The organism is Paenibacillus sp. 8b26 (genome assembly GCF_050626875.1).
GTDB lineage: Bacteria > Bacillota > Bacilli > Paenibacillales > Paenibacillaceae > Paenibacillus.
Genome location: NZ_CP192445.1, coordinates 1,586,737 through 1,607,286, shown reverse-complemented (window position 1 = coordinate 1,607,286; position 20,550 = coordinate 1,586,737). Strand labels below are relative to the sequence as shown.

The 20,550-nt window shown below is 48.8% G+C and carries 19 protein-coding genes; 13 read left to right on the top strand and 6 right to left on the bottom strand.

Features of this window, described 5'->3' with window-relative positions:
• The first annotated feature begins 8 nt into the window (after window positions 1–8).
• On the top strand, window positions 9–293 hold the full coding sequence (locus ACQ4MX_RS07115; protein ID WP_431089920.1) for a contact-dependent growth inhibition system immunity protein: 285 nt from the start codon (window positions 9–11) through the stop codon (window positions 291–293).
• A gap of 432 nt (window positions 294–725) precedes the next feature.
• Here the strand turns inward: ACQ4MX_RS07115 and ACQ4MX_RS07110 are convergent, their stop codons facing one another.
• A complete protein-coding gene (locus ACQ4MX_RS07110; RefSeq protein WP_431089919.1) occupies window positions 726–1,640 on the bottom strand; it encodes a TIGR01777 family oxidoreductase in 915 nt (304 codons plus the stop codon).
• 272 nt (window positions 1,641–1,912) lie between these two features.
• Here ACQ4MX_RS07110 and ACQ4MX_RS07105 point away from each other — a divergent pair, with 272 nt between their 5' ends.
• From ACQ4MX_RS07105 to ACQ4MX_RS07090, 4 genes are all read left to right on the top strand, one after another.
• Window positions 1,913–3,040 carry a deoxyribonuclease IV gene (locus ACQ4MX_RS07105; protein ID WP_431089918.1) on the top strand — a complete coding sequence of 376 codons (1,128 nt, stop codon included), beginning with the start codon at window positions 1,913–1,915 and terminating at the stop codon, window positions 3,038–3,040.
• Between the two features lie 22 nt (window positions 3,041–3,062).
• Window positions 3,063–3,962, top strand: a complete 900-nt coding sequence (gene purU, locus ACQ4MX_RS07100; RefSeq protein WP_431089917.1) for a formyltetrahydrofolate deformylase — start codon at window positions 3,063–3,065, stop codon at window positions 3,960–3,962.
• Between the two features lie 389 nt (window positions 3,963–4,351).
• A complete protein-coding gene (gene tkt, locus ACQ4MX_RS07095) occupies window positions 4,352–6,397 on the top strand; it encodes a transketolase (RefSeq protein WP_431089916.1) in 2,046 nt (681 codons plus the stop codon).
• A 166-nt stretch (window positions 6,398–6,563) separates the two neighbouring features.
• A complete protein-coding gene (locus ACQ4MX_RS07090) occupies window positions 6,564–6,878 on the top strand; it encodes a pyrimidine/purine nucleoside phosphorylase (RefSeq protein ID WP_014280423.1) in 315 nt (104 codons plus the stop codon).
• Window positions 6,879–6,987: 109 nt separating this feature from the next.
• On the opposite strand, the gene ACQ4MX_RS07085 is transcribed toward ACQ4MX_RS07090, so the two are convergent.
• Window positions 6,988–7,887 (bottom strand): NAD(P)-dependent oxidoreductase, encoded by a 900-nt coding sequence (locus ACQ4MX_RS07085; protein WP_431089915.1) that lies wholly within the window; start codon window positions 7,885–7,887, stop codon window positions 6,988–6,990.
• A 251-nt stretch (window positions 7,888–8,138) separates the two neighbouring features.
• On the opposite strand from ACQ4MX_RS07085, the gene ACQ4MX_RS07080 reads away from it, so the two are divergent.
• The 3 genes from ACQ4MX_RS07080 to ACQ4MX_RS07070 all read left to right on the top strand — a co-directional run bounded on the left by ACQ4MX_RS07080 (window position 8,139) and on the right by ACQ4MX_RS07070 (window position 10,861).
• Window positions 8,139–9,494 carry a glucose-6-phosphate isomerase gene (locus ACQ4MX_RS07080; RefSeq protein WP_044644687.1) on the top strand — a complete coding sequence of 452 codons (1,356 nt, stop codon included), beginning with the start codon at window positions 8,139–8,141 and terminating at the stop codon, window positions 9,492–9,494.
• 147 nt (window positions 9,495–9,641) lie between these two features.
• A complete protein-coding gene (locus tag ACQ4MX_RS07075) occupies window positions 9,642–10,274 on the top strand; it encodes a YigZ family protein (RefSeq protein ID WP_431089914.1) in 633 nt (210 codons plus the stop codon).
• A 5-nt stretch (window positions 10,275–10,279) separates the two neighbouring features.
• Entirely contained in the window at window positions 10,280–10,861 is a 582-nt protein-coding gene (locus ACQ4MX_RS07070) for a TetR/AcrR family transcriptional regulator (RefSeq protein ID WP_134910674.1), read from the top strand.
• 169 nt (window positions 10,862–11,030) lie between these two features.
• On the opposite strand, the gene ACQ4MX_RS07065 is transcribed toward ACQ4MX_RS07070, so the two are convergent.
• Window positions 11,031–11,432 carry a secondary thiamine-phosphate synthase enzyme YjbQ gene (locus ACQ4MX_RS07065; RefSeq protein WP_431089913.1) on the bottom strand — a complete coding sequence of 134 codons (402 nt, stop codon included), beginning with the start codon at window positions 11,430–11,432 and terminating at the stop codon, window positions 11,031–11,033.
• 234 nt (window positions 11,433–11,666) lie between these two features.
• On the opposite strand from ACQ4MX_RS07065, the gene ACQ4MX_RS07060 reads away from it, so the two are divergent.
• Entirely contained in the window at window positions 11,667–12,728 is a 1,062-nt protein-coding gene (locus ACQ4MX_RS07060) for a sulfate/molybdate ABC transporter ATP-binding protein (protein WP_431089912.1), read from the top strand.
• Between the two features lie 153 nt (window positions 12,729–12,881).
• Complete coding sequence (locus ACQ4MX_RS07055) at window positions 12,882–13,652, top strand: MBL fold metallo-hydrolase (RefSeq protein WP_431089911.1); 771 nt, start codon at window positions 12,882–12,884, stop codon at window positions 13,650–13,652.
• 9 nt (window positions 13,653–13,661) lie between these two features.
• Here ACQ4MX_RS07055 and ACQ4MX_RS07050 read toward each other — a convergent pair whose 3' ends face one another.
• On the bottom strand, window positions 13,662–15,155 hold the full coding sequence (locus ACQ4MX_RS07050; protein ID WP_431089910.1) for a PLP-dependent aminotransferase family protein: 1,494 nt from the start codon (window positions 15,153–15,155) through the stop codon (window positions 13,662–13,664).
• A 133-nt stretch (window positions 15,156–15,288) separates the two neighbouring features.
• Between ACQ4MX_RS07050 and ACQ4MX_RS07045 the strand changes: the two genes are divergently transcribed.
• Window positions 15,289–16,200 carry a DMT family transporter gene (locus ACQ4MX_RS07045; RefSeq protein ID WP_431089909.1) on the top strand — a complete coding sequence of 304 codons (912 nt, stop codon included), beginning with the start codon at window positions 15,289–15,291 and terminating at the stop codon, window positions 16,198–16,200.
• Window positions 16,201–16,312: 112 nt separating this feature from the next.
• Here the strand turns inward: ACQ4MX_RS07045 and ACQ4MX_RS07040 are convergent, their stop codons facing one another.
• Window positions 16,313–17,113: a Cof-type HAD-IIB family hydrolase gene (locus ACQ4MX_RS07040; RefSeq protein ID WP_431089908.1), complete on the bottom strand. Its 801-nt coding sequence runs from the start codon at window positions 17,111–17,113 to the stop codon at window positions 16,313–16,315.
• Window positions 17,114–17,275: 162 nt separating this feature from the next.
• Complete coding sequence (locus ACQ4MX_RS07035; RefSeq protein WP_431089907.1) at window positions 17,276–18,277, bottom strand: lipoate--protein ligase; 1,002 nt, start codon at window positions 18,275–18,277, stop codon at window positions 17,276–17,278.
• A 166-nt stretch (window positions 18,278–18,443) separates the two neighbouring features.
• On the opposite strand from ACQ4MX_RS07035, the gene cobD reads away from it, so the two are divergent.
• The gene (cobD, locus tag ACQ4MX_RS07030) at window positions 18,444–19,547 is read left to right on the top strand and encodes a threonine-phosphate decarboxylase CobD (protein WP_431089906.1); all 1,104 of its coding nucleotides are present in this window, start codon (window positions 18,444–18,446) and stop codon (window positions 19,545–19,547) included.
• A complete protein-coding gene (gene cbiB, locus ACQ4MX_RS07025) occupies window positions 19,537–20,508 on the top strand; it encodes an adenosylcobinamide-phosphate synthase CbiB (protein ID WP_431089905.1) in 972 nt (323 codons plus the stop codon). Before cobD ends, cbiB begins: the two co-directional genes overlap by 11 nt.
• Window positions 20,509–20,550: the final 42 nt, after the last annotated feature.

Here is a 20,550-nt window from a genome sequence, read left to right as displayed (position 1 = left end):
AATAATATATGAATTTAGAAGCAAATTATGAGAATTTAAAGTATTTTATAGAGAGTTACTTTAACTGGAGTATGGATTATGCTGATTTAGAGAACTTAATTGAGGAGTTCAAAAGTAGGGAGTTGCCTGCTTATGTTGAAGGTCTGACTCAGGAGATCGAAGAAATAAATGAACTAAAGACTTGGGATAGCGTACAAGAATTTGTTTATTTATATGGACAAAGAAATCTGAACATTAAAAGGATTGAGCGCATGATTGAGTTGTTACTGACAAAATTACATGGAGATCAATAAAAATTATCTTGTAGAGCGATAGAATAAAAATGCGACAATTAGCTCACTCCTTAAAAGGGGATGAGCTTTTTTACATAGTTATCCTATCTAAATAAAGGTATATGTGATTTACATACACCTTGCTTCAGATCAACCATGACAAATTGTTGTGCTTGGATAAGGCTCAACAAGTAAATGGAACAATGTTCTACCCACCGAAATGGCGATTTAAGGGACAGATAAAGGAGTAGATGAAATATGGAAAAATAAAAGAAAAAATATTGGTATATGTATTGGTAAATTAGATGGAACAAAGTGCGAGTTAGACGAAATAAGGAAGGGCTCTATGGTTTATTTTAATTAATTATCTTGTGTGAAAATATTTCATACCTAATAAAAGAGGAACCCTAAGCTGATAAAGATCTTATCAGTCCAGATTTCCTCTTTTTAAATTCAATGCTGCTTATGAGGAGAATGTAGTTCCTCCAGTGCTTCCTTGAGTGAAGGATAGTTAAACTGAAATCCGTGCTCCAGCGCTTTGCGCGGGATTACTTTTTGACCATCCAATACGAGGGTACTCATCTCACCGACTAGCTTTTGTACGAGAACGCCGGGAACGGGAAACCAGTGTGGACGGTGGTATACCTCAGCCACGGTTTTACCAAACTGGTCGTTTGTCAACGGGTGTGGTGATGATGCGTTCACAGCTCCGGTGATGTCTGGCGTATGGATGCAGTGGGTGATCAGGCGGACGATATCCTTAATATGAATCCAGCTCATCCATTGATGGCCGCTGCCTATTTTGCCGCCGAATCCGAAGCTGTAAGGCAGCTTCATCAGTGGAAATGCACCGCGTTTGCTGTCCAGTACGAGACTAATGCGCAGCTTGATTAACCGGGTATCGGAAGGGTAGGCGTTGGCGGCTTCCTCCCACTGCTCGACCACTTGAGATAGAAAGTCTTCCGAACGGCGCGGGCTGGTTTCATCGAACGTTTCAGTAAGAGATGTACCGTAGGCGGCGACAGCCGAAGCCTGAATGATAACTTCCGGCTTTTTTTGCAGAGCATTTAGTGCTTGGGCCAATTTGGCAACAGACAGCAGGCGTGATTGGAGAATTCTTTGCTTGGACTTGTCCGTCCAGCGCTGATTCAGCGTCTCTCCTGCTAAATTAATGGCCGCGTCTGTGCCCTCTAATGATTCAGGCTTTTGTTTCAGTTCGTTCCAGCTCATATATTGCAAGCGTGGGCTCGCTTCGTGACCTACCATGGGTTTACGGGTGATTACCTTCACCGTATGCCCGTCGTTGAGCAAGCTTTTGGTCAGCGCACACCCTACTAATCCAGTACCTCCGCATATGACGATGTTCATGGAGTTTGACTCTCCTTCCGATTCGCAAAAAATATGTATGTTATAGAATATAACCCTTTTCGAGAAAAAAACCTCATTCGAATGTACCTGTATACGCTAAAGGATGCCAATCCATGCTTTCATTTACCTCATTTCCCTTACGTGTAATCCTGATTTGTGTGTGCACTACCATAAAAGCCATGTTGTTTGATTTCAATAATCACGTTAAAATGATTAAATCATAATAAGACAAGCATAACAGGATAACAAGGATAAGGGGATGAAACCGAATCATGCTGAAAATTGGTTCTCATGTGTCCTTCTCGGACAAGGGTCTGCTCAGCGCTACGAAAGAAGCGTCTTCATACGGGTCCAGCTCGTTCATGATATACACGGGGGCACCGCAAAACACGCGTCGTAAGCCGATGGAATCCATGTATCTGGAGGAAGGCAAGCAGTTGATGGCTGAAAAAGGGATGGATGATATCGTGGTGCATGCCCCGTATATTATCAATCTCGGCTCTTACAAAGAAAATACCTATGAGCTGGCAGTCAGCTTTCTTCAGGAGGAAATTCGTCGCACCCACGCGATTGGCGTGAAAAATATCGTGCTTCATCCGGGCGCTTTTACCGATAAGGATGCAGAGTACGGGATTCAGCGTATTGCTGATGGCTTGAACGAGGTACTGAACGGTGTGAAGGAGACGGATGTCAACATTGCGCTGGAAACGATGGCAGGCAAAGGCACCGAAATGGGCCGCAGCTTCGAAGAAATTGCCTCCATTATAGATAAAGTAGAGCACAACGAGCGTCTTACTGTCTGTATGGATACCTGTCACATTCACGATGCGGGCTATGACATTGTGAATGATCTGGACGGCGTGCTGGAGCAATTTGATCGTATTGTCGGGCTGGATCGTATCGCTGTGGTTCACGTTAATGACAGTAAAAATGCGGTTGGCGCTCATAAAGATCGTCATACTCCGATTGGATCGGGCTGGATTGGCTATCAGACCATTCATAATGTGGTGCATCATGAAGCGCTTCAAGGCCGCCCGTTTATTTTAGAAACGCCATGGATTGGGAAGGAAGCGAAAACCCAGCGTCCAATGTATGAGGTTGAAATCGCTTTGCTTCGTGGGAATGTGAAGGAGCGTTTTGGCGATGAATTTTTGGGTCAGGTAGAGCAGCTGCATTCGTTTTTCAAAAAGCAGGATGTGGATGTGCGTAACTTTGTGCTGGATACCTGGACGCTGCTGAAAAATGATGCCAAAGCGAAAAAAGCCGATCCGCGCGAACCGCTGGAACGCTTGTATGACATGATCACGGAAGCAGCCCTGTTTCCAGAGCTGAGCGAAGAACACATTAATCAACGGCTGATTGCCTGGTTTGCCGGCAGTCATTTGCCAGTGACAGTATAAGCCAAGGGGGATTTGTAGCCACATGGAACTTCACGTAAAACATCAGCCAAACAGCACTCAATCTGCGCATGAAAACCGTGCGCGTATGCTCGTATCCTGTCCTGATGGCCCGGGTATTGTAGCGGCCGTGTCTCGCTTTTTGTACGAGCATGGCGCCAATATTGTTCAATCTGATCAATACACGATGGACCCGTCCGGCGGTATGTTTTTTATGCGGGTTGAATTTGATCTACCATACTTAAGTGAAACCCAGCCCCAACTGGAGCAGGATTTTGCCGCGGTTGCAGAACAGTTCCGGATGGAGTGGACGATTTCAGCGGTCAGCCGCAAGAAAAAGCTCGCCATTTTCGTTTCCAAAGAAGATCATTGTCTGGTGGAGCTATTGTGGCAATGGCAGGCAGGGGATCTGGACGCGGATATTTCTCTGGTGGTCAGCAATCATCCAGATATGAAGGAGTATGTGGAATCGTTCGGCATTCCGTATCACTATATTCCGGTGACAGCCGATACCAAACCGGAGGCGGAACGCCGTCAACTAGAGGTCATTGGTGAAGATATCGACGTCATTATTTTGGCCCGGTACATGCAGATTATTTCACCCAAGTTTATTGAGCATTACCGCAACCGGATCATTAATATCCATCATTCGTTCCTGCCTGCATTCGTGGGTGGGAAGCCATATGCCCAAGCCTATAATCGCGGTGTGAAAATTATTGGCGCAACCGCGCATTATGTAACGGAGGAACTGGACGGTGGCCCGATCATCGAGCAGGACGTACAGCGGGTAAGCCACGGTGATGATGTCAATGAGTTAAAACGGATCGGTCGCACCATTGAGCGGGTCGTTTTGGCAAGAGCCGTGAAGTGGCATGCGGAGGACCGAATTTTGGTTCATGAAAATAAAACGGTCGTTTTTAACTGATTTCATATTTATTTAAAATGTAAATGTTCATACTTTTCACAAGCAAAGCCCGTCGAAATGACGGGTTTTTTGCTTTTTTCTACGGAAAGCGGGGGGGAAACCGGACAAAATACGTTATTTTTTTGCGTTTTATGATTTTTAAAATGAGGTTAATACTTTGCGGGTATAATTATATGAGGACTCGGTACGACATTTCGACAACCATCTTTATAAACGATCTGGCAAACCTGCACGGCAAATGGTACAATATTTAAGGATGTATAAGTCATATTGAAACATTCAAGCAGATTCACTCACTTCGATGGACGTCGTTTCTATATCGGACGGCGGTATTGGAGAGCATGACCGAATGCAATTGGCATACTTTTTACAATATGAGGAGGCTAACCATGACTGACCAGAATCAAGCGATTCAAAAGGATGAAAACTCCACGATCGACAATTTGTCCATTACGACCATCCGTACGTTGGCAATTGATGCCATCGAGAAAGCAAACTCGGGACATCCCGGCATGCCGATGGGTTCAGCGCCGATGGGCTACCAACTTTTTGCTAAAACGATGAACCATAACCCGAATCACCCTACCTGGATTAACCGTGACCGTTTTGTACTGTCCGCAGGACACGGCTCCATGCTGCTGTACAGCCTGCTGCACCTGAGCGGCTATGATCTGCCTATGGAAGAACTGAAACAATTCCGTCAATGGGGCAGCCTTACACCAGGTCACCCTGAATTTGGACACACCGCTGGTGTAGACGCTACGACCGGACCTCTGGGTCAAGGTGTAGCTATGGCCGTAGGTATGGCAATGGCTGAAGCTCAACTGGGTGCAACCTATAATAAAGATCAATTCAAAGTTGTGGATCACTTCACGTATGCCATCTGCGGCGACGGCGATCTGATGGAAGGCCTGTCTCACGAAGCGGCTTCATTGGCTGGACGTCTGCGTCTGGGCAAGCTGATCGTATTGTTTGATTCCAATGATATTACACTGGATGGCAAGCTGGATCTGTCTTCTTCCGAGAGTGTTGCAAAACGCTTTGAAGCTTACAACTGGCAAGTGCTGCGCGTAGAAGACGGTAACGACCTTCCAGCGATCCAAAAAGCGATTGAGGAAGCTCAAGGCGACTCGACACGCCCTACGTTGATTGAAGTGAAAACAGTTATCGGCTACGGAAGCCCGAACAAACAAGGTAAAGGCGGACATGGCGGTACTCACGGTTCCCCACTGGGTGCAGACGAAGCCAAGCTGACTAAAGAATTTTACAAATGGGTATACGAAGAGGACTTCTACGTACCGCAAGAGGTTCGCGAGCATTTTGCTAAAGTAAAAGAGCACGGCATCGCAGCTAACAAAGCTTGGGATGAGCAGTTCGCGAAATATAAAGCGGCTCACCCTGACCTGGCAGCGCAGTTCGAAACAGCCGTAAACGGCGACCTTCCAGAAGGATGGGACCGTGATCTTCCAAAGTACACGACTGAAGACAAAGCAGTTTCCACTCGTGTGGCTTCCGGTAATGCACTGAACGGCTTGGCTCCAAACGTACCGTTCCTGACAGGCGGATCTGCCGATCTGGAAAGCTCCACCATGACACACTTGAACAACCTGACAAACTTTACACCAGAAGACTATGCTGGCCGTAACATCTATTTCGGTATCCGTGAGTTTGGTATGGCTGCTGCGATGAATGGTATGACATTGCACCAAGGGGTAAAAGTATTCGGCGGTACATTCTTCGTGTTTACGGATTACCTGCGTCCGGCTGTTCGTCTGGCAGCTCTGATGGGATTGCCTGTAACTTACGTTCTGACTCACGACAGTATTGCTGTTGGTGAAGATGGCCCGACTCATGAGCCGATCGAACAATTGGCTTCACTGCGTATTATCCCGAACCTGACGGTTATTCGTCCAGCGGATGGCAATGAAACTTCCGCTGCTTGGGCCTACACGCTGGAAAACAAGAAAAACCCGGTTGCTTTGGTATTGACTCGTCAAAACCTGCCAATCCTGGCTGCTACTGCTGAGCATGCACGCGAAGGTATCAAACGCGGTGCTTATGTCGTTGCAGATGCGACAGACGGCAAGCCGGTTGCTCAAATTCTGGCTACGGGTTCCGAAGTACAACTGGCTGTTAAAGCTCAGGAAGCACTGGCGGAGCAAGGTATCCAAGTACGCGTTATCAGCTTCCCAAGCTGGGATCTGTTCGAAAAACAAGACAAAGCATACAAAGATTCCGTTCTGCTGCCTGAAGTAAAAGCTCGTTTGGCTGTAGAAATGGCTTATCCACTGGGCTGGGAAAAATATGTTGGCGACCAAGGCGACATTCTCGGTATCAGCACATTTGGCGCATCCGCACCTGGCGACCGCGTCATTAAGGAATATGGCTTTACAGTAGAGAACGTTGTTAATCGTGTAAAAGCTTTGTTGAAATAAAACAACCTATTAAACAGACAGTCGTAACCTGAGCAAGGCTTACGGCTGTTTGTTTCATATCGTACGGTGATGCAGTGTGTATTTTCATACTGAGGCTTGGAGCAAATTTATGTTATGATCCGTAAATATTCATTCAACCATTGATGAGCAGATGAGGGGATAACGAATGACACAGTTTGATGGAGTCAGCGTAGTTAAAAAAGCAAATGTATATTACGACGGTCAGGTGACAAGCCGTACAGTTATTTTGGGTGACGGCAGTAAGGTTACATTGGGCATTATGCTGCCTGGAACGTATGAATTTGGAACAGATTCCCGTGAGATCATGGAGATTTTGGCAGGGGATTTGAAGGTATTGCTTCCAGGTACTGAGGAATGGCTGGAAATACAGGGAACGGCAACGTTCCACGTGCCTGCGCAGTCTTCATTCAAGTTGGAAGTACGAAGCGTAACGGATTACTGCTGTTCTTACCCGGAATAAGTAGCGAAAAAAGGGCAAGCACCACTCGACTTCAAGTCAAGTGTGCTTACCCTATAAGCTATGCGATATGTACAAAAGCACAGCAACGTGGTTTAAAGAAAAATGCGGCCTATTCGAGTGGCTTACCCCCAATAGTGCGGCCGATCCACGTTTCATAGGTCTTCACTACAGCGGACAAGTCCTCGTCGCCGTAGCCTTGCGTTTGCCCGGCTTGAAACAGGCTCTTGGCAATGGACAGCATAGGCGTCGGAATGGACAGGCTATCCGTCAGCGAGGCAGCGAGCTTCAAGTCTTTGAGCATCAAGGCAAGTGAGAACTGGTTGCTGAAGTCATGCTCGATGATTTTACGTCCTTTCAGGTCAGCAGCCTTGCTGCCTGCCGATCCGAGCTGTACCAGCTCCAGGAAGCTGTCCGCCGGAATACCGGATTTGGCGGCGATGGCAAAGCCCTCAGCCAGAGCGAGGTTATTAATACCGACCATCGTGTTATGTGCGAGCTTGGCTACGGCCCCGCTGCCATTCGGTCCCATGTGGAGCACTTTTTTGCCCAGCGTATCAAAAACGTCCGACTGTGTGGCAATGGCCTCCGCGTCACCGCCGACCATGAACACGAGCGTACCGTCCACAGCAGCAGGCTTACTGCCCGTTACCGGAGCATCAATGAAGGAACAGCCCAGTTTGTCCGCTTTGGCGGCTAGTTGTTTGACCAGCTCAGGTGAAATGGTGCTGTTGTCCATCACGGTTACACCAGACGTAAGACCGGCAAACACGCCGTCCTCGCCGTAGTAGATATCACGGATCGAGTGATCATCGCTGACCATGGTAATGACCAGCTGCTGACCTTCAGCCGCTTCACGAGGCGTTGAAGCCGTACGCGCGCCTTGCTCTACAAGTGGCTCACAGCGTGAGGCAGTGCGATTGTAGACCGTGACTCCATATCCCTGCTTCAACAGATTGGATGCCATCGGGGCGCCCATGGTGCCCAGTCCGATAAATCCGATGTTTTTCATAGCTAATCACCTTTCTTGTTGGAGGTTGCCGTCCGATGCAGATGCAAGTTCGGCTTGATTTGACTGTTAAAACAGGTTGTTCTCCATATATTGTAGCATGGGTATGCCCCCCTATCTACACTAGGGTCTGGCAAGGCACCGGACACACAGGTAACGCAAGCTTGTCAGGCCCTGCAAATTAAAGTATCCTATTCCTAAGTCCTTATGTTCGTATTCATGGTCTTAGCAATACAAAACAGGAGGTTCCAAACATGTCTAAAAAAGTTATTTTCGATTACACCAAAGCGCTCTCCTTTATAGGGCAGCACGAAATTGATTATTTTGCAGAACCGATCAAGCTGGCTCATGAGCAGCTTCATAACCAAACCGGTGTAGGTTCCGATTTCTTGGGTTGGATTGACTTGCCTACCAATTATGATAAAGAAGAGTTTGCTCGCATCCAAAAAGCTGCTGCTAAAATCCAAAGTGATTCCGAAGTGTTGATCGTAATCGGCATCGGCGGTTCTTACCTTGGCGCACGCGCTGCGATTGAAATGCTGTCGCATTCCTTCCATAATGCACTGCCTAAAGACAAGCGCAAAGGCCCGGCTGTTTATTTTGCAGGCAACAACATCAGCTCTACATATGTGAATCATCTGTTGGAACTGATTGAAGGAAAAGACTTCTCCGTGAATGTCATTTCCAAATCAGGTACAACAACAGAGCCAGCTATCGCTTTCCGCGTATTCCGTGCGGCTCTTGAGAAAAAATACGGTAAGGAAGAAGCGCGCAAACGCATTTATGCAACAACAGATAAAGAACGCGGCGCTCTGAAAAAACTGGCTAACGAGGAAGGCTACGAATCCTTCATTATTCCTGATGATGTAGGTGGCCGTTACTCCGTGCTGACAGCAGTAGGCTTGCTGCCGATTGCTACAGCTGGCATTAACATTGAGGAAATGCTCCAAGGGGCGGCAGACGCTTCCAAGGAATACAGCAATCCGAATGTAGCTGAGAACGAGGCTTACCAATATGCAGCCGTTCGTAACGCGTTGTACCGCAAAGGTAAAGCTATTGAAATTCTCGTGAACTATGAGCCGTCCCTGCATTTCGTTTCTGAGTGGTGGAAACAACTGTACGGCGAAAGCGAAGGCAAGGATTACAAAGGTATCTACCCTGCCTCTGTTGATTTCTCGACTGACCTGCACTCCATGGGACAATTCATCCAGGAAGGTAGCCGTAACATTTTCGAAACGGTTATCCAAGTGGAAAATGTACCTAGCCACATCACCATCGAAGCAGATGAGGATGATCTGGATGGACTGAACTTCCTGGCAGGCAAAACGGTGGACTTTGTAAATAAAAAAGCATTCCAGGGTACATTGCTGGCTCACACAGACGGACAAGTACCGAATCTGATCGTGAACATTCCTGACTTAAGCCCTTACTCCTTCGGGTACCTGGCTTATTTCTTCGAAAAAGCTTGCGGCATCAGCGGCTACCTGTTGGGTGTGAATCCGTTCGATCAACCGGGCGTAGAAGCTTACAAGAAAAACATGTTTGCTCTGCTGGGTAAACCAGGCTTCGAAGAGCAAAAAGCTGAGCTTGAAGCGAGATTGTCCGAATAAGGAAGCTGTAAACTCCTGACCGAAACAGTTTCAGGTAGGAGCGTTATAGCGTATAGCACCAAATAAAGTACAGGAAAGCAGTTCACCGGCTGCCAGAAGCGGGGGACTGCTTTCTTGTAAAATGAAGTAAGGAAGGTTATTTGTGATATGTTGGAACAATACCGAACTGTACGCGGCTCCGGCAGCAAGGAAATTGTGATCCGGAAATCCCGTTTTATCGGTCACATCCAGCCTGTTCAGACCGAGGAAGAAGCGGCGGCTTTTATCGAGCGCATTAAAAAAGAGCATTGGAACGCAACCCATAATTGTTCTGCTTACATGATCGGGGAACGAGACGAAATCCAGAAGCAATCGGATGACGGAGAACCGAGCGGTACGGCGGGCAAGCCCATTTTGGAGGTTATTCGTAACCAGAAGCTGAAAAATGTGGCGATTGTCGTTACCCGTTACTTTGGGGGGATTTTGCTGGGAGCAGGCGGTCTGATTCGTGCATATTCAGATGGTACTGTTGCAGCAATTGAGGCAGGGGATGCGATTACGCGTGTGCTTCATCGTGAGATTTTCGTGGAATTGGATTACACCTGGTTGGGCAAAGTGGAAAATGAATTGCGAAATCGCAGCATCCGTGCTGGAGAAACCATGTTTACGGATAAAGTTACCTTAACCTGTCTGCCGCTGGCTGGTGATGCGGAATCCTTCAGCAACTGGATAACAGACTTGACACAGGGGCAATCGCTTGTGTCGGAGGGAGAGCAGCTTTACTTTATTGAAGGGGAATAAATAATATGGCTAGAAGAGCAGTAGAACAGGAGTTGTCAAGAGGGCGGATTCTGGAAGCGGCCAGGCACTTGTTTATTACCAAGGGCTACCGTGCTATTTCAATGCGCAGCATTGGCCAGCATCTGGGTTACAGTCATGGTTCGTTATACTATCATTTTAAAGAGAAGGCTGAACTGTTCTACGCCATTGTGATTGAGGATTTTAATACGTTACGCGGTATTCTACTGCAAGGAGCAACAGGTACGCCGGATGATGGTCTGAACAGACTGGAGCACTTGATGCTGGAGTTCATTCGTTTTGGCTTGGAAAATCCTTATCAGTACGAAATTATGTTCATGATGCACGATGAAGAACTGTTCGCTTACTGTCGCACGGAGCAAAACCGTTGTGTGGAATTATTCGCGTCCATGATCCGTCAGGAATTAAGTGGTCAGGGACATTCAGAGGAAGATTGTTCACGAGTACCGCAAAGTCTGTTTTTGTCTATGCACGGCTTTGTGTCCTTTTACATTCAGGATGGTTTAACATTTGAAGAGATCAGGCCCGCTGCTTTGGCACATGTAAAGCTGCTGTGCAGAAACCTATGAGCGTACCTGCAATCACACGCCTCGGCTATGAATCTGTAGGGCGCTTTTCTGGGCATATTCACTTCATGACGGTGCCTTATCATTACGGTACTTTGCGAAAGCGACTAAGATTGTAACAGACGATGATGCATCCAGCAGGAGAACATCATGGTCTGTTTTTTTTACATGGTCAGCCCTTCATGATTTTCACATGATACTGGCGTCTGCGTGGTCCGTCGAATTCGCAAAAATAAAGCCCCTGCCACCGTCCGAGCAACAATTTTCCGTCATGAATAATGACAGTCTGAGAGGGTCCCGTGGTGATAGATTTAAGGTGGGATGCTGTATTTCCTTCCATATGGCGATATTGGGGATGCTCCCACGGATAAACCTCGTCCAGCCTTAAAATCACATCATGTTTGACGTCCGGGTCGGCATTTTCATTAATGGCTATTCCGGCTGTTGTGTGTGGACAATAGATCAGTACGGTGCCTTCCTGAACTCCGCTTTTTTGTATTAATGAAGCGACCTCGCGTGTAATATCACGCATCTCATCTCGTCCGCTAGTGGATAATTCTAAAGTATGCAACATTATTACCCTCTCCCTTCTTCTTATTACTTTACCCATTTTACTTTACCCAATGAACACCTGACGTAATATATAGAGTTGACGACGAAAGCTTTCCTTTGATAAAGTATCACATAAGGAAAACATAGTATATACATTGGAATAATAAAATGATTTCAAATGAGGTACGCGCTTTGCGGTAAGCAAGGCTGCTGCTGTTCCTGCACAGGTTCAGAAGCGGAAAGGAAGTGTACGGTTATGCATGTGGAAGTAAGGGGTTTAAACAAGCATTTCGGTAATTTTCATGCGGTTAAGGACGTATCCTTTGATATTCAAGCGGGTCATCTGATTGGTTTGCTCGGTCCGAGTGGTGGCGGTAAAACGTCCATTCTTCGGATTTTGGCAGGTCTGGAACAACCGGATGCGGGAGAAATTCATTTTCACGGGAAAAGGGTAAACGAGCTGGCCCCGCAGGAACGCGGAATCGGATTTGTATTTCAAAACTATGCTTTGTTCAAGCACATGAGCGTGTACGACAATATTGCCTTTGGTCTAAAAGTGAAAAAAAGCTCCAAAGCCCGCATCAAGGAACGCGTCACAGAGCTGGTCGAGCTGACAGGACTCAAAGGCTTCGAGCATCGTTATCCGCATCAGTTGTCTGGTGGACAGCGGCAGCGGGTTGCTTTTGCGCGTGCCTTGGCGCCGGAGCCTCAATTGCTGCTGCTGGATGAGCCTTTTGCAGCCATTGACGCCAAAATTCGTCAGGAGCTGCGTACCTGGCTGCGGGAATTGATTGAGCGTGTGGGGATCACTTCAATTTTCGTCACCCATGATCAAGATGAGGCGATTGAAGTAGCCGACGAAATTATGGTGATTAATCAGGGACGGCTGGAGCAGAAGGGAACACCTTGGGATATTTATAAAAAACCGGGGACCCCGTTCGTGGCTTCCTTTATTGGGGAATCGACGGTGATCGAACAGGCGGGCAGTCTCAAAGGCTTCGAGGAAGCTGCCGGAATGGGAGCACGTGCCTTGATCCGTCCGGAGTATATTGATGTCGGGCCAAGCGAGGAGTTTGCGCTTCTGTCGGCGACCGAGGAAGGCATTGTGAAGCATTTACATTTTCGTGGGAGTGAATGGATGATTGAAGTACAGGTCGGGAGCCATCGTCTCATGACATACCGTTCGCTGGAGAAGTCCACACTGGAGCCTGGTCAGCAGGTGCACGTGCTGGTGCATCGGGCTTATCTGTATAACGATCAGTCCAGTTGGATGGTAGAAAACCGCCTCAAGAAAGATCCAATGCCTATTATGATTTAAAGTTATAACGCGATCATACTTAAGGGGATGTCCGGCCTGAGTTCAGGGGTTTGGGCATGCTCCTTTTGGCGTTGGGCGCTGGAAGGATTTACGCAGACTTGATGTGTTCGTTATAATAGTAGTAAAAACACCCAGATAGATAGGAGTTAAACCATGAATCGGCTTATTTTTCTTGGCACGGGGGATGCGATGGGCGTTCCACGTGTGTATTGTGATTGTCTCGTATGTACGGAGGCCCGCACAACAGGGGCAAATGTGAGGCTGAGGTCGTCTGTGCTGATCGAAAGCGAGACGGAGGACTTTATGATTGATTGCGGCCCGGACTGGCGCAAGCAGATGGAAATACGCGGGCTTCGCTTCATCGGTACGATCCTCGTGACGCACGCACATTTTGACCATATTGGAGGACTGCCGGAATGGGCAGATGCCTGTCGCTGGACCGGGAACAGAGGTCGTTTGTACGCTCCACAGGAGGTGATCGACACGATCCTGCGTCAATTTTCCTGGCTTCCGGGGCATATTGACCTTATCCCTGTCGATCAGGGGGCCTTGCTTGGAGGGTGGAATATCCGGGGATGGCGTGTGAATCACGGGAAGAACGGTTATGCTTACGCTTATCGACTGGAAAAAGACGGCTTCTCGTGGGCCTACTGCTCGGATTCGATTGGGCTAAATGATGCGGAAATCCTGCCCCTGCACAATCTGGATTTGCTCGTGCTGGGAACGAGCTTTTATCATGAGGAGGCCGAATATGCAACCCGCTCGGTATATGACATGCTGGAGGCTCAGGAGCTTATAGGGAGACTCCAACCCAACCGCACGGTATTTACACATATGTCACATGATGTGGATGTCACACGCAACTACGGGCTTCTGGAAGGGATTCGCCTGGCACAGAACGGCATGAGCCTGCCATTGGAATAATGCTGCTCCTTACATCGTCCGGCTGATACGGAGAAGGGTAGCTATACCTTCTTTGATTTGCAGCTCGTTGGCATACGAATAGGACAATCTCACATGCGTTTTGCCTTCCTCGCCAATCGGATCGAATACATTACCCGGTACGAAGGTGACCGATTCCTGCACACATTTGGCGAGCAGTTCATTAGGTTTCAACGTAGAAGGCAACTGGAGCCACAGACTGAGGCCGCCTGCCGGGCTGGTCCAGGTCCAGCCGGAATCGCGGAGGCTGTCTTCCATCGTTTCCTTGCGAATCTGGAGCGCGATACATAGCTTTTTTATATGCTGCTGCATGCGTGGAGATTGAAAGTATTGCAGGAACAGCTTCTGATTCAGCAGTGGCGAACCGTTATCTACCAGCGCTTTGACGTTCAGCAGGCTGTTCATGAGCTGTGGTCGGCAGGTCACGGCTGCGATTCGCAGACCTGGCGCGACATATTTGCTATAGCTGCGAATGTAGACGACGCTTCCCGAAATATCATAGGCAAAAATAGGTGACGGCGGCTTTTGCCCAAAGCTGATGTCATAGGTGCTGTCGTCTTCGACAATAAGGCAACCATAGCGCTCGGCCAGCTCGGGCAGACGTTTGCGTTGTTCCTCGGGCACTGTGAAGCCGGTCGGATTATGAAACGTTGGATTGATATAGAACACACGCGGCTTTTCTGTTTTCATGCACCATTCAATCTGTTCCATATCATAGCCTTCCGGTCGGATATCGGTCATCGTCAGACGCGCGCCTTGTCTGCGGAATATTTCCATAGCAGGGCCATAGGCGGGACGTTCGGTCAACACGCGGTCTCCTGTCCGGATCAGAGAACGGGAAATCAGGTCGATGGCCTGCTGTGCGCCGGAGGTAATCAGCACCTCGTCTGGTGACAATGCAAAATGCTTATCGACGCTAAAATGCTGCGCCATTGCATCCCGAAGCTCGGCATCGCCCTGTACAGAGGAATAGGTGGCTGCTACTTTCGGGTGCTTTTCAAATACCTGCATCATCAGCTCTCTCCAATATCGGTTGGGCAGGAGAGACGGGTCAATCAGCGCTTTGGAAAACTGGAAATTCGCATTCACCGATTGAACGCGGCTAAGTCCATCCATTCCCCTCCAAGCTGAAACAGACGGATCATCTGCCGCATGGGCGGATTCGGAGTGAAACGTGAGATCAATGGACGAATGCCCCGAGTACCCAGCATATTTCGCATGCCGTGTCGCTTGGGAAGCAAGAACGTAATATCCTGATTTGTCCTTTACATAGACCATTCCCCGTTGCTTCAACTCCTGATATGCCCGGAAAACGGTTAGCCGATGTACACCCAGCTCCTGAGCCAGGCTTCGTACGGACGGCAGCTTCGTGTCTGCTTGCCAATCCCCGCGATCAATCCGCACAGTCACATAATGGATGACCTGCTCATACAGCTTTAAGGCATGATCGGCTGGAAAGAGTAATTCGCTGTTGTTCTTGCCCACGCTGTCCACGCTCCTTTTGTGTGTATTTTACTATAAAACATTTCAAAGCTTCATACAACTGTTCTGTGGTTACACATCTGTTCTGTCTATCTCCCTGTATGCTTGAAAGCAACTGAAGGGAGAGGGACGTATCATGATTGGTATCGCGTTTACGGTAATGTGTCTTATTTTTGGTACAACGTTTTTGGCTATAAAAGTGGGGGTAGAAGCGGGACTTCCGCCGTTTTTGTCGGCAGGCGTACGTTTTTTCGCAGCAGGGGCTATATTGTTTATCGCCATGAAGCTGATGGGAAAAGTTCGCTGGTCGTTATTATGGCGGAAGGAAATGGTATTCATTGGAGCTGGAACGACTTTCGGTACGTTTTCGGCCTTGTATTGGGCAGAGCAATATGTCAGTTCGGGCATCGGAGCCATTTTATCAGCCACGGGACCGATGATGATCGTTATTTTGCAGTCGGCGCTGCTGCGGCAAAAAACGTCGCGGATTACGGTCATTGGCTGCATGATCAGCTTTCTTGGCGTGGTGCTGGTGGTGCTGCCTGGATTGGCGGTTCAGATCAGCGGCCTGTGGCTGGCGGGATGCCTTGTCATTTTGCTGGGGGAGCTGTGTTATTCCGGGGGAGCACTTTATTCCAAGCGGGTGATGGATGTATTTCGGGAAACGAACCCGATTGCCCTGAATGCGGCGCAAATGCTCCATGGGGGATGGATGCTGCTGTTACTGTCTGCGATCACGGAGCCGTGGAGTTCTGAGGGGTGGCAGTACCTTCCTGCCATGGGCTCTTTATTGTATCTGATTCTGTTTGGTTCGATGATTGCACATACACTGTTTTACTGGCTCATGGAGCGTACAAATCCTCTTTTCCCGACGACGTGGTTGTATATTTCACCGCCGATTGCGGTGGGATTGGGAGCCTTGGTGTACGGAGAGCATGTAAGCTGGTGGATGCTGGCAGGGGTGCTGCTCATTGTGACCGGATTAATGCTTATGAACAATGGAATTATCCGTCTGGTGAACAGGCGAAAGGTGCGTTCTGCTGCCTGATATTTTGAATTTGTTAGGCATCATATGATATGACAGAAAAAACCTCCAAGCTATCGCGTGTTACTGAACATGCGACGTTTGGAGGTTTTGTTGTTGTGTTATTTATCTCAATTTATTCAGCATTCAGCACGAATTTGTCGATGGCGTGCTTAACACCGTCTTCGTTATTGCTGCTAGTAATGTAATCAGCCAGCTTTTTCAAATCAGGAATGGCATTCTCCATCGCTATGCCGAGACCCGCACATTCGAGCATTTCGTGATCATTCCAGGAGTCGCCAATTGCAATCGTTTCGGACAGATCACAGCCATAATGGTTAGCAAGGAAGGTAAGAGCGTGGCCCTTGGTACCCTCATGGTGCATGATTTCCAGAAAATGAGGCTTGGATTTGGTAATATGCACTTCATCACCAAGCAGCTCGCGCAGTTCTGGAATCAATTTGTCCAGCACTTCCGGCTCGTCAATAATCAGCATTTTAGGCGTAGGCAGTTCTACCACTTTGCTGAATACAGGCTCTACAAAATATTCCGTATTGTTCAGCTCGGTGTAATCTTTGATTTTCTGATTATCTTCACGTGTGTACAATTTGTCATCTATATACGTTTGCAGATGCAGATTGCGTTCCACGCAGAATTCATACAAGCGACGAGCAGCCACGAGTGGAACATAACGCTCATACAGCACGTTTTCGTCCAGCAGGTTTTTAATCAAGGCCCCTTGGTACGTAATGATTGGAACGTTCAAGCCGGTTTGACGGGCGAGTTGTTTGGCAGATGCGTAAGCACGTCCTGTTGCAAGTGTAACCACGACACCTTTGGCTACAGCAGCTTCAAGCGCCAGTTGCGTTGCAGGAGTAACTTCTTTCTGGTCGTTAATGAGTGTATCATCAATATCAATGGCAATTAATTTATACATATCGGTATTCTCTCCTTTATCTCTATCATGGGGCAATGTTCAAATTGTATCTTATAATATTCAAAATGACAATATCACAATGAAAAGGGGACGACTCCTTTAAGAGCCTGTCCCCTTATAACCACTGAAGAATTGGATTGAATCAATGGGGAAAAGTAGCTGTTAGTCTTCCAAAAATACGAGTCCGACAAAATCGTCCAATTCAATATTACCAAAATAATGCTTCAAATCGAGAGAGGACAAGGCTTGACGAACTTCATCTTCATCGTAGCGCTTGCCGCGCAGAATATTTTCAATATCAGCGACGTCACCCACACCGAAGAAATCGCCGTAGATTTTAATATCACGGATATGGCCTTCCTTGAGATCCATGCGGATATCAATAATGCCAACCGGAAATTTACGGGTGTGCTTGATATTGCTTTCAGGGGATTGACCGTAGTTCCAGTCCCACGATTGGTAGCGTTCAGCAGAAATTTCATGGATTTTGTCCCAGTCGGCATCGGTTAGCTTATATTGGGGTACCTGATCCAGCTCTGCATCGAATATGTAACGCAGCAGCTCCTCGCGGAATTGCTCAATGGTCATCTCACGGTCCATCAGCTCGCTGATGTTAGCGACGCGGCTACGGACAGATTTAGTACTTTTGGATTTAAACTTTTCAGGATTGGCATGCAGTGATGCGGCCACATTGTCCAGGTTCAGGTTAAACATCAATGTACCGTGGCTGAACATGCGTCCGCGCGTGGCAAATTGGGCGTTCCCTGAAATTTTGCGCTCACCGACCTGAAGATCGTTGCGTCCGGTCATTTCGGCTTCCACACCCATTTGGCGCAGGGCGTCAATGACAGGCTGTGTGAATTTGAGGAAATTATGAAAGGACTCCCCGTTATCCTTGGTAATGAAGCTGAAATTTAAATTACCGAGGTCATGATATACAGCCCCGCCGCCGGAAAGGCGACGAACGACTTGAATGTTGTTGTCTCTGACAAACTCGGCGTTGATTTCTTCAATGGTATTTTGATGCTTGCCTATAATAATAGAAGGCTGATTAATGTAAAACAGCAGATAGCTGTCGTCCAGCGGAAGATGCTTGAGCGCGTACTCCTCAATGGCAAGATTAATGGCTGGATCGTGTATGCCCTGGTTGTCGATGAACAGCATGTCCATTCCTCCGTATATACAAACTGTGTAGTTTTATGTGTACCTCCTTCTATTGTAACCCAAGTGAGCGACGTACACAAAAGCTCATTTGCATTGACGGGACGCGAAAAGCAGCCCCATAATGGAGCTAAATGATTCGGAACGGCCGGAAAGGATGATAGGCAATATGATAGAGGTTTACGGTCACGGTGGGGACAGGGAGACGGCTGCGGCGACATTCGGCGGGGCGGCTGCGGATTTTGTAGATTTTAGCGCAAATATCAATCCGCTGGGTCCGCCACCGGAGGTGCTTGAGGTGCTACAAAGCGCGTTGGACACTGTGGTTCGCTATCCAGATCCCGGACACCGGAATTTTAAAAATACGCTGGCGCGGCGACTGCATGTTCCACCAGAGTCGCTGAGTATCGGAAACGGTGCGGCTGAGAGCATGGCGTTGCTGTTACTTGGACTGGCTCCCAAGCGTGTGGGCACGGTGGAGCCGTGCTTTTCGGAATATGCAGAGCTGGCGGGTAAATTCGGAGCCGAGATAAGCCGGGTGTACGGCAAGGCCTCGCTTCAATGGAAGGCGGACGTGGAAGACATACTTCAGCTTATGGAGCAGGTGGATGTTCTGTTCCTAGGTCAGCCGAATAATCCGAACGGTGTGCAATACGGCGATCAGGAGCTGCGCGAGCTGGCAGAGGCGGCGGGGAAAACGGACACCGTGCTAGTGGTGGATGAAGCGTTTATTGATTTTATCCCGCTGGAGCGGCAAATTTCACTGCTGCCTGTGCTGGATCGGTATCCTCATGTGATTTTAATCCGGTCGATGACGAAATTTTATGCCATTCCGGGCTTGCGCTTGGGCTACGCGGTTGCTCATCCGGATTATATCCGGCGAATGACGGCCAAGCAGGTGACCTGGAGCGTGAACGGACTGGCGTTGCTGGCTGGAGAGGCGTGTTTGCGGAGTGGTGAGGCGTACGAGCGGCGCACGCGGGAGCTGATTGCTACGGAGCGTAGCCGTCTGCTGACCGCTTTGGCGGAATGGGGCTGCGGTGTCATCCCCGGTGAAGCGAATTACGTCCTGGCACGGGCGCCGGGGACGTGGAGCGCATCAGCCATTCAACAGGCGCTTGGACAGCGCGGGATTCTTATACGGAGCTGTGCCATGTACCCGGGGCTGACGACGAGCCATTTTCGAATTGCAGTCAAGGACACGGAAGCCAACGACATGCTGCTGTCTGTATTGGGCGAAGTGCTGGAGGAGGAACGGCGGCGTGACGGTTAGCTTGATCATGATGGCTGCATATCTTCTGGACAGGCTGATCGGCGATCCGAGGTGGTTTCCACATCCGGTCATCGGCATGGGACATGCCATTTCTGCCCTGGAAAAGGCGATTCGCCGCCGGGTTCACAGTGACCGTGGTTTGAAACGCGCTGGCTTGCTGTTACCACTGATTGTGGTGGGCGGCTCCTTCGCGCTTGGCTGGGCGTTACTGCGCTTGCTCGCCTGGATTCATCCGTGGCTGTCTGTCGGCGCGGAAATTGTGCTGATCGCCACCACGATTGCTTCCAAAGGACTAAAGGACGCCGGACTGGCAGTGTATCGCGAATTAAAGGCGGGTGATCTGCCTGCGGCACGCCGGGAGCTGGGAATGATCGTCGGGCGGGATACGCAGCAGCTCGATGAGCCTGAGATTGTGCGCGGTACCGTCGAAACGGTGGCTGAAAACATCGTGGACGCGATTATTTCCCCGCTTTTTTATGCCCTGATCGGGGGAGCACCATTAGCGCTGGCTTATCGTGCCGTGAATACCCTCGATTCCATGGTTGGCTACAAAAATGAAAAGTATCTGCATTTGGGCTGGGCCTCGGCACGTCTGGATGATGTCGCTAATTACATTCCGGCACGCCTGACAGCGGGTATGCTGGTAGTAGCGGCGTGGGTTTATGGGCATGATGCTGGACGTAGCTGGCGTATGGTAAGGCGAGATGCGCGGCTGCATCCCAGTCCGAACAGTGGCTTTCCAGAATCAGCAGTTGCGGGTGCATTGGGGATTCGCCTCGGGGGCTATAATGTGTATCATGGCGTGCGCTCCTTCCGCGCATATATGGGAGAGCTGGTGCGACCGATGGAGCCGGATGATATTCGGCATACGATCCGGCTGATGTTTGCCGTGTCCAGTATGTTTGTGGGGTTGTGCCTGTTCGTGTCCGCCGGATGCTATGCACTGGGGTGGACGCCGTGATGAAGCGTGACGCACCGAATGCTGCCAATAGAGCAGGAAGCG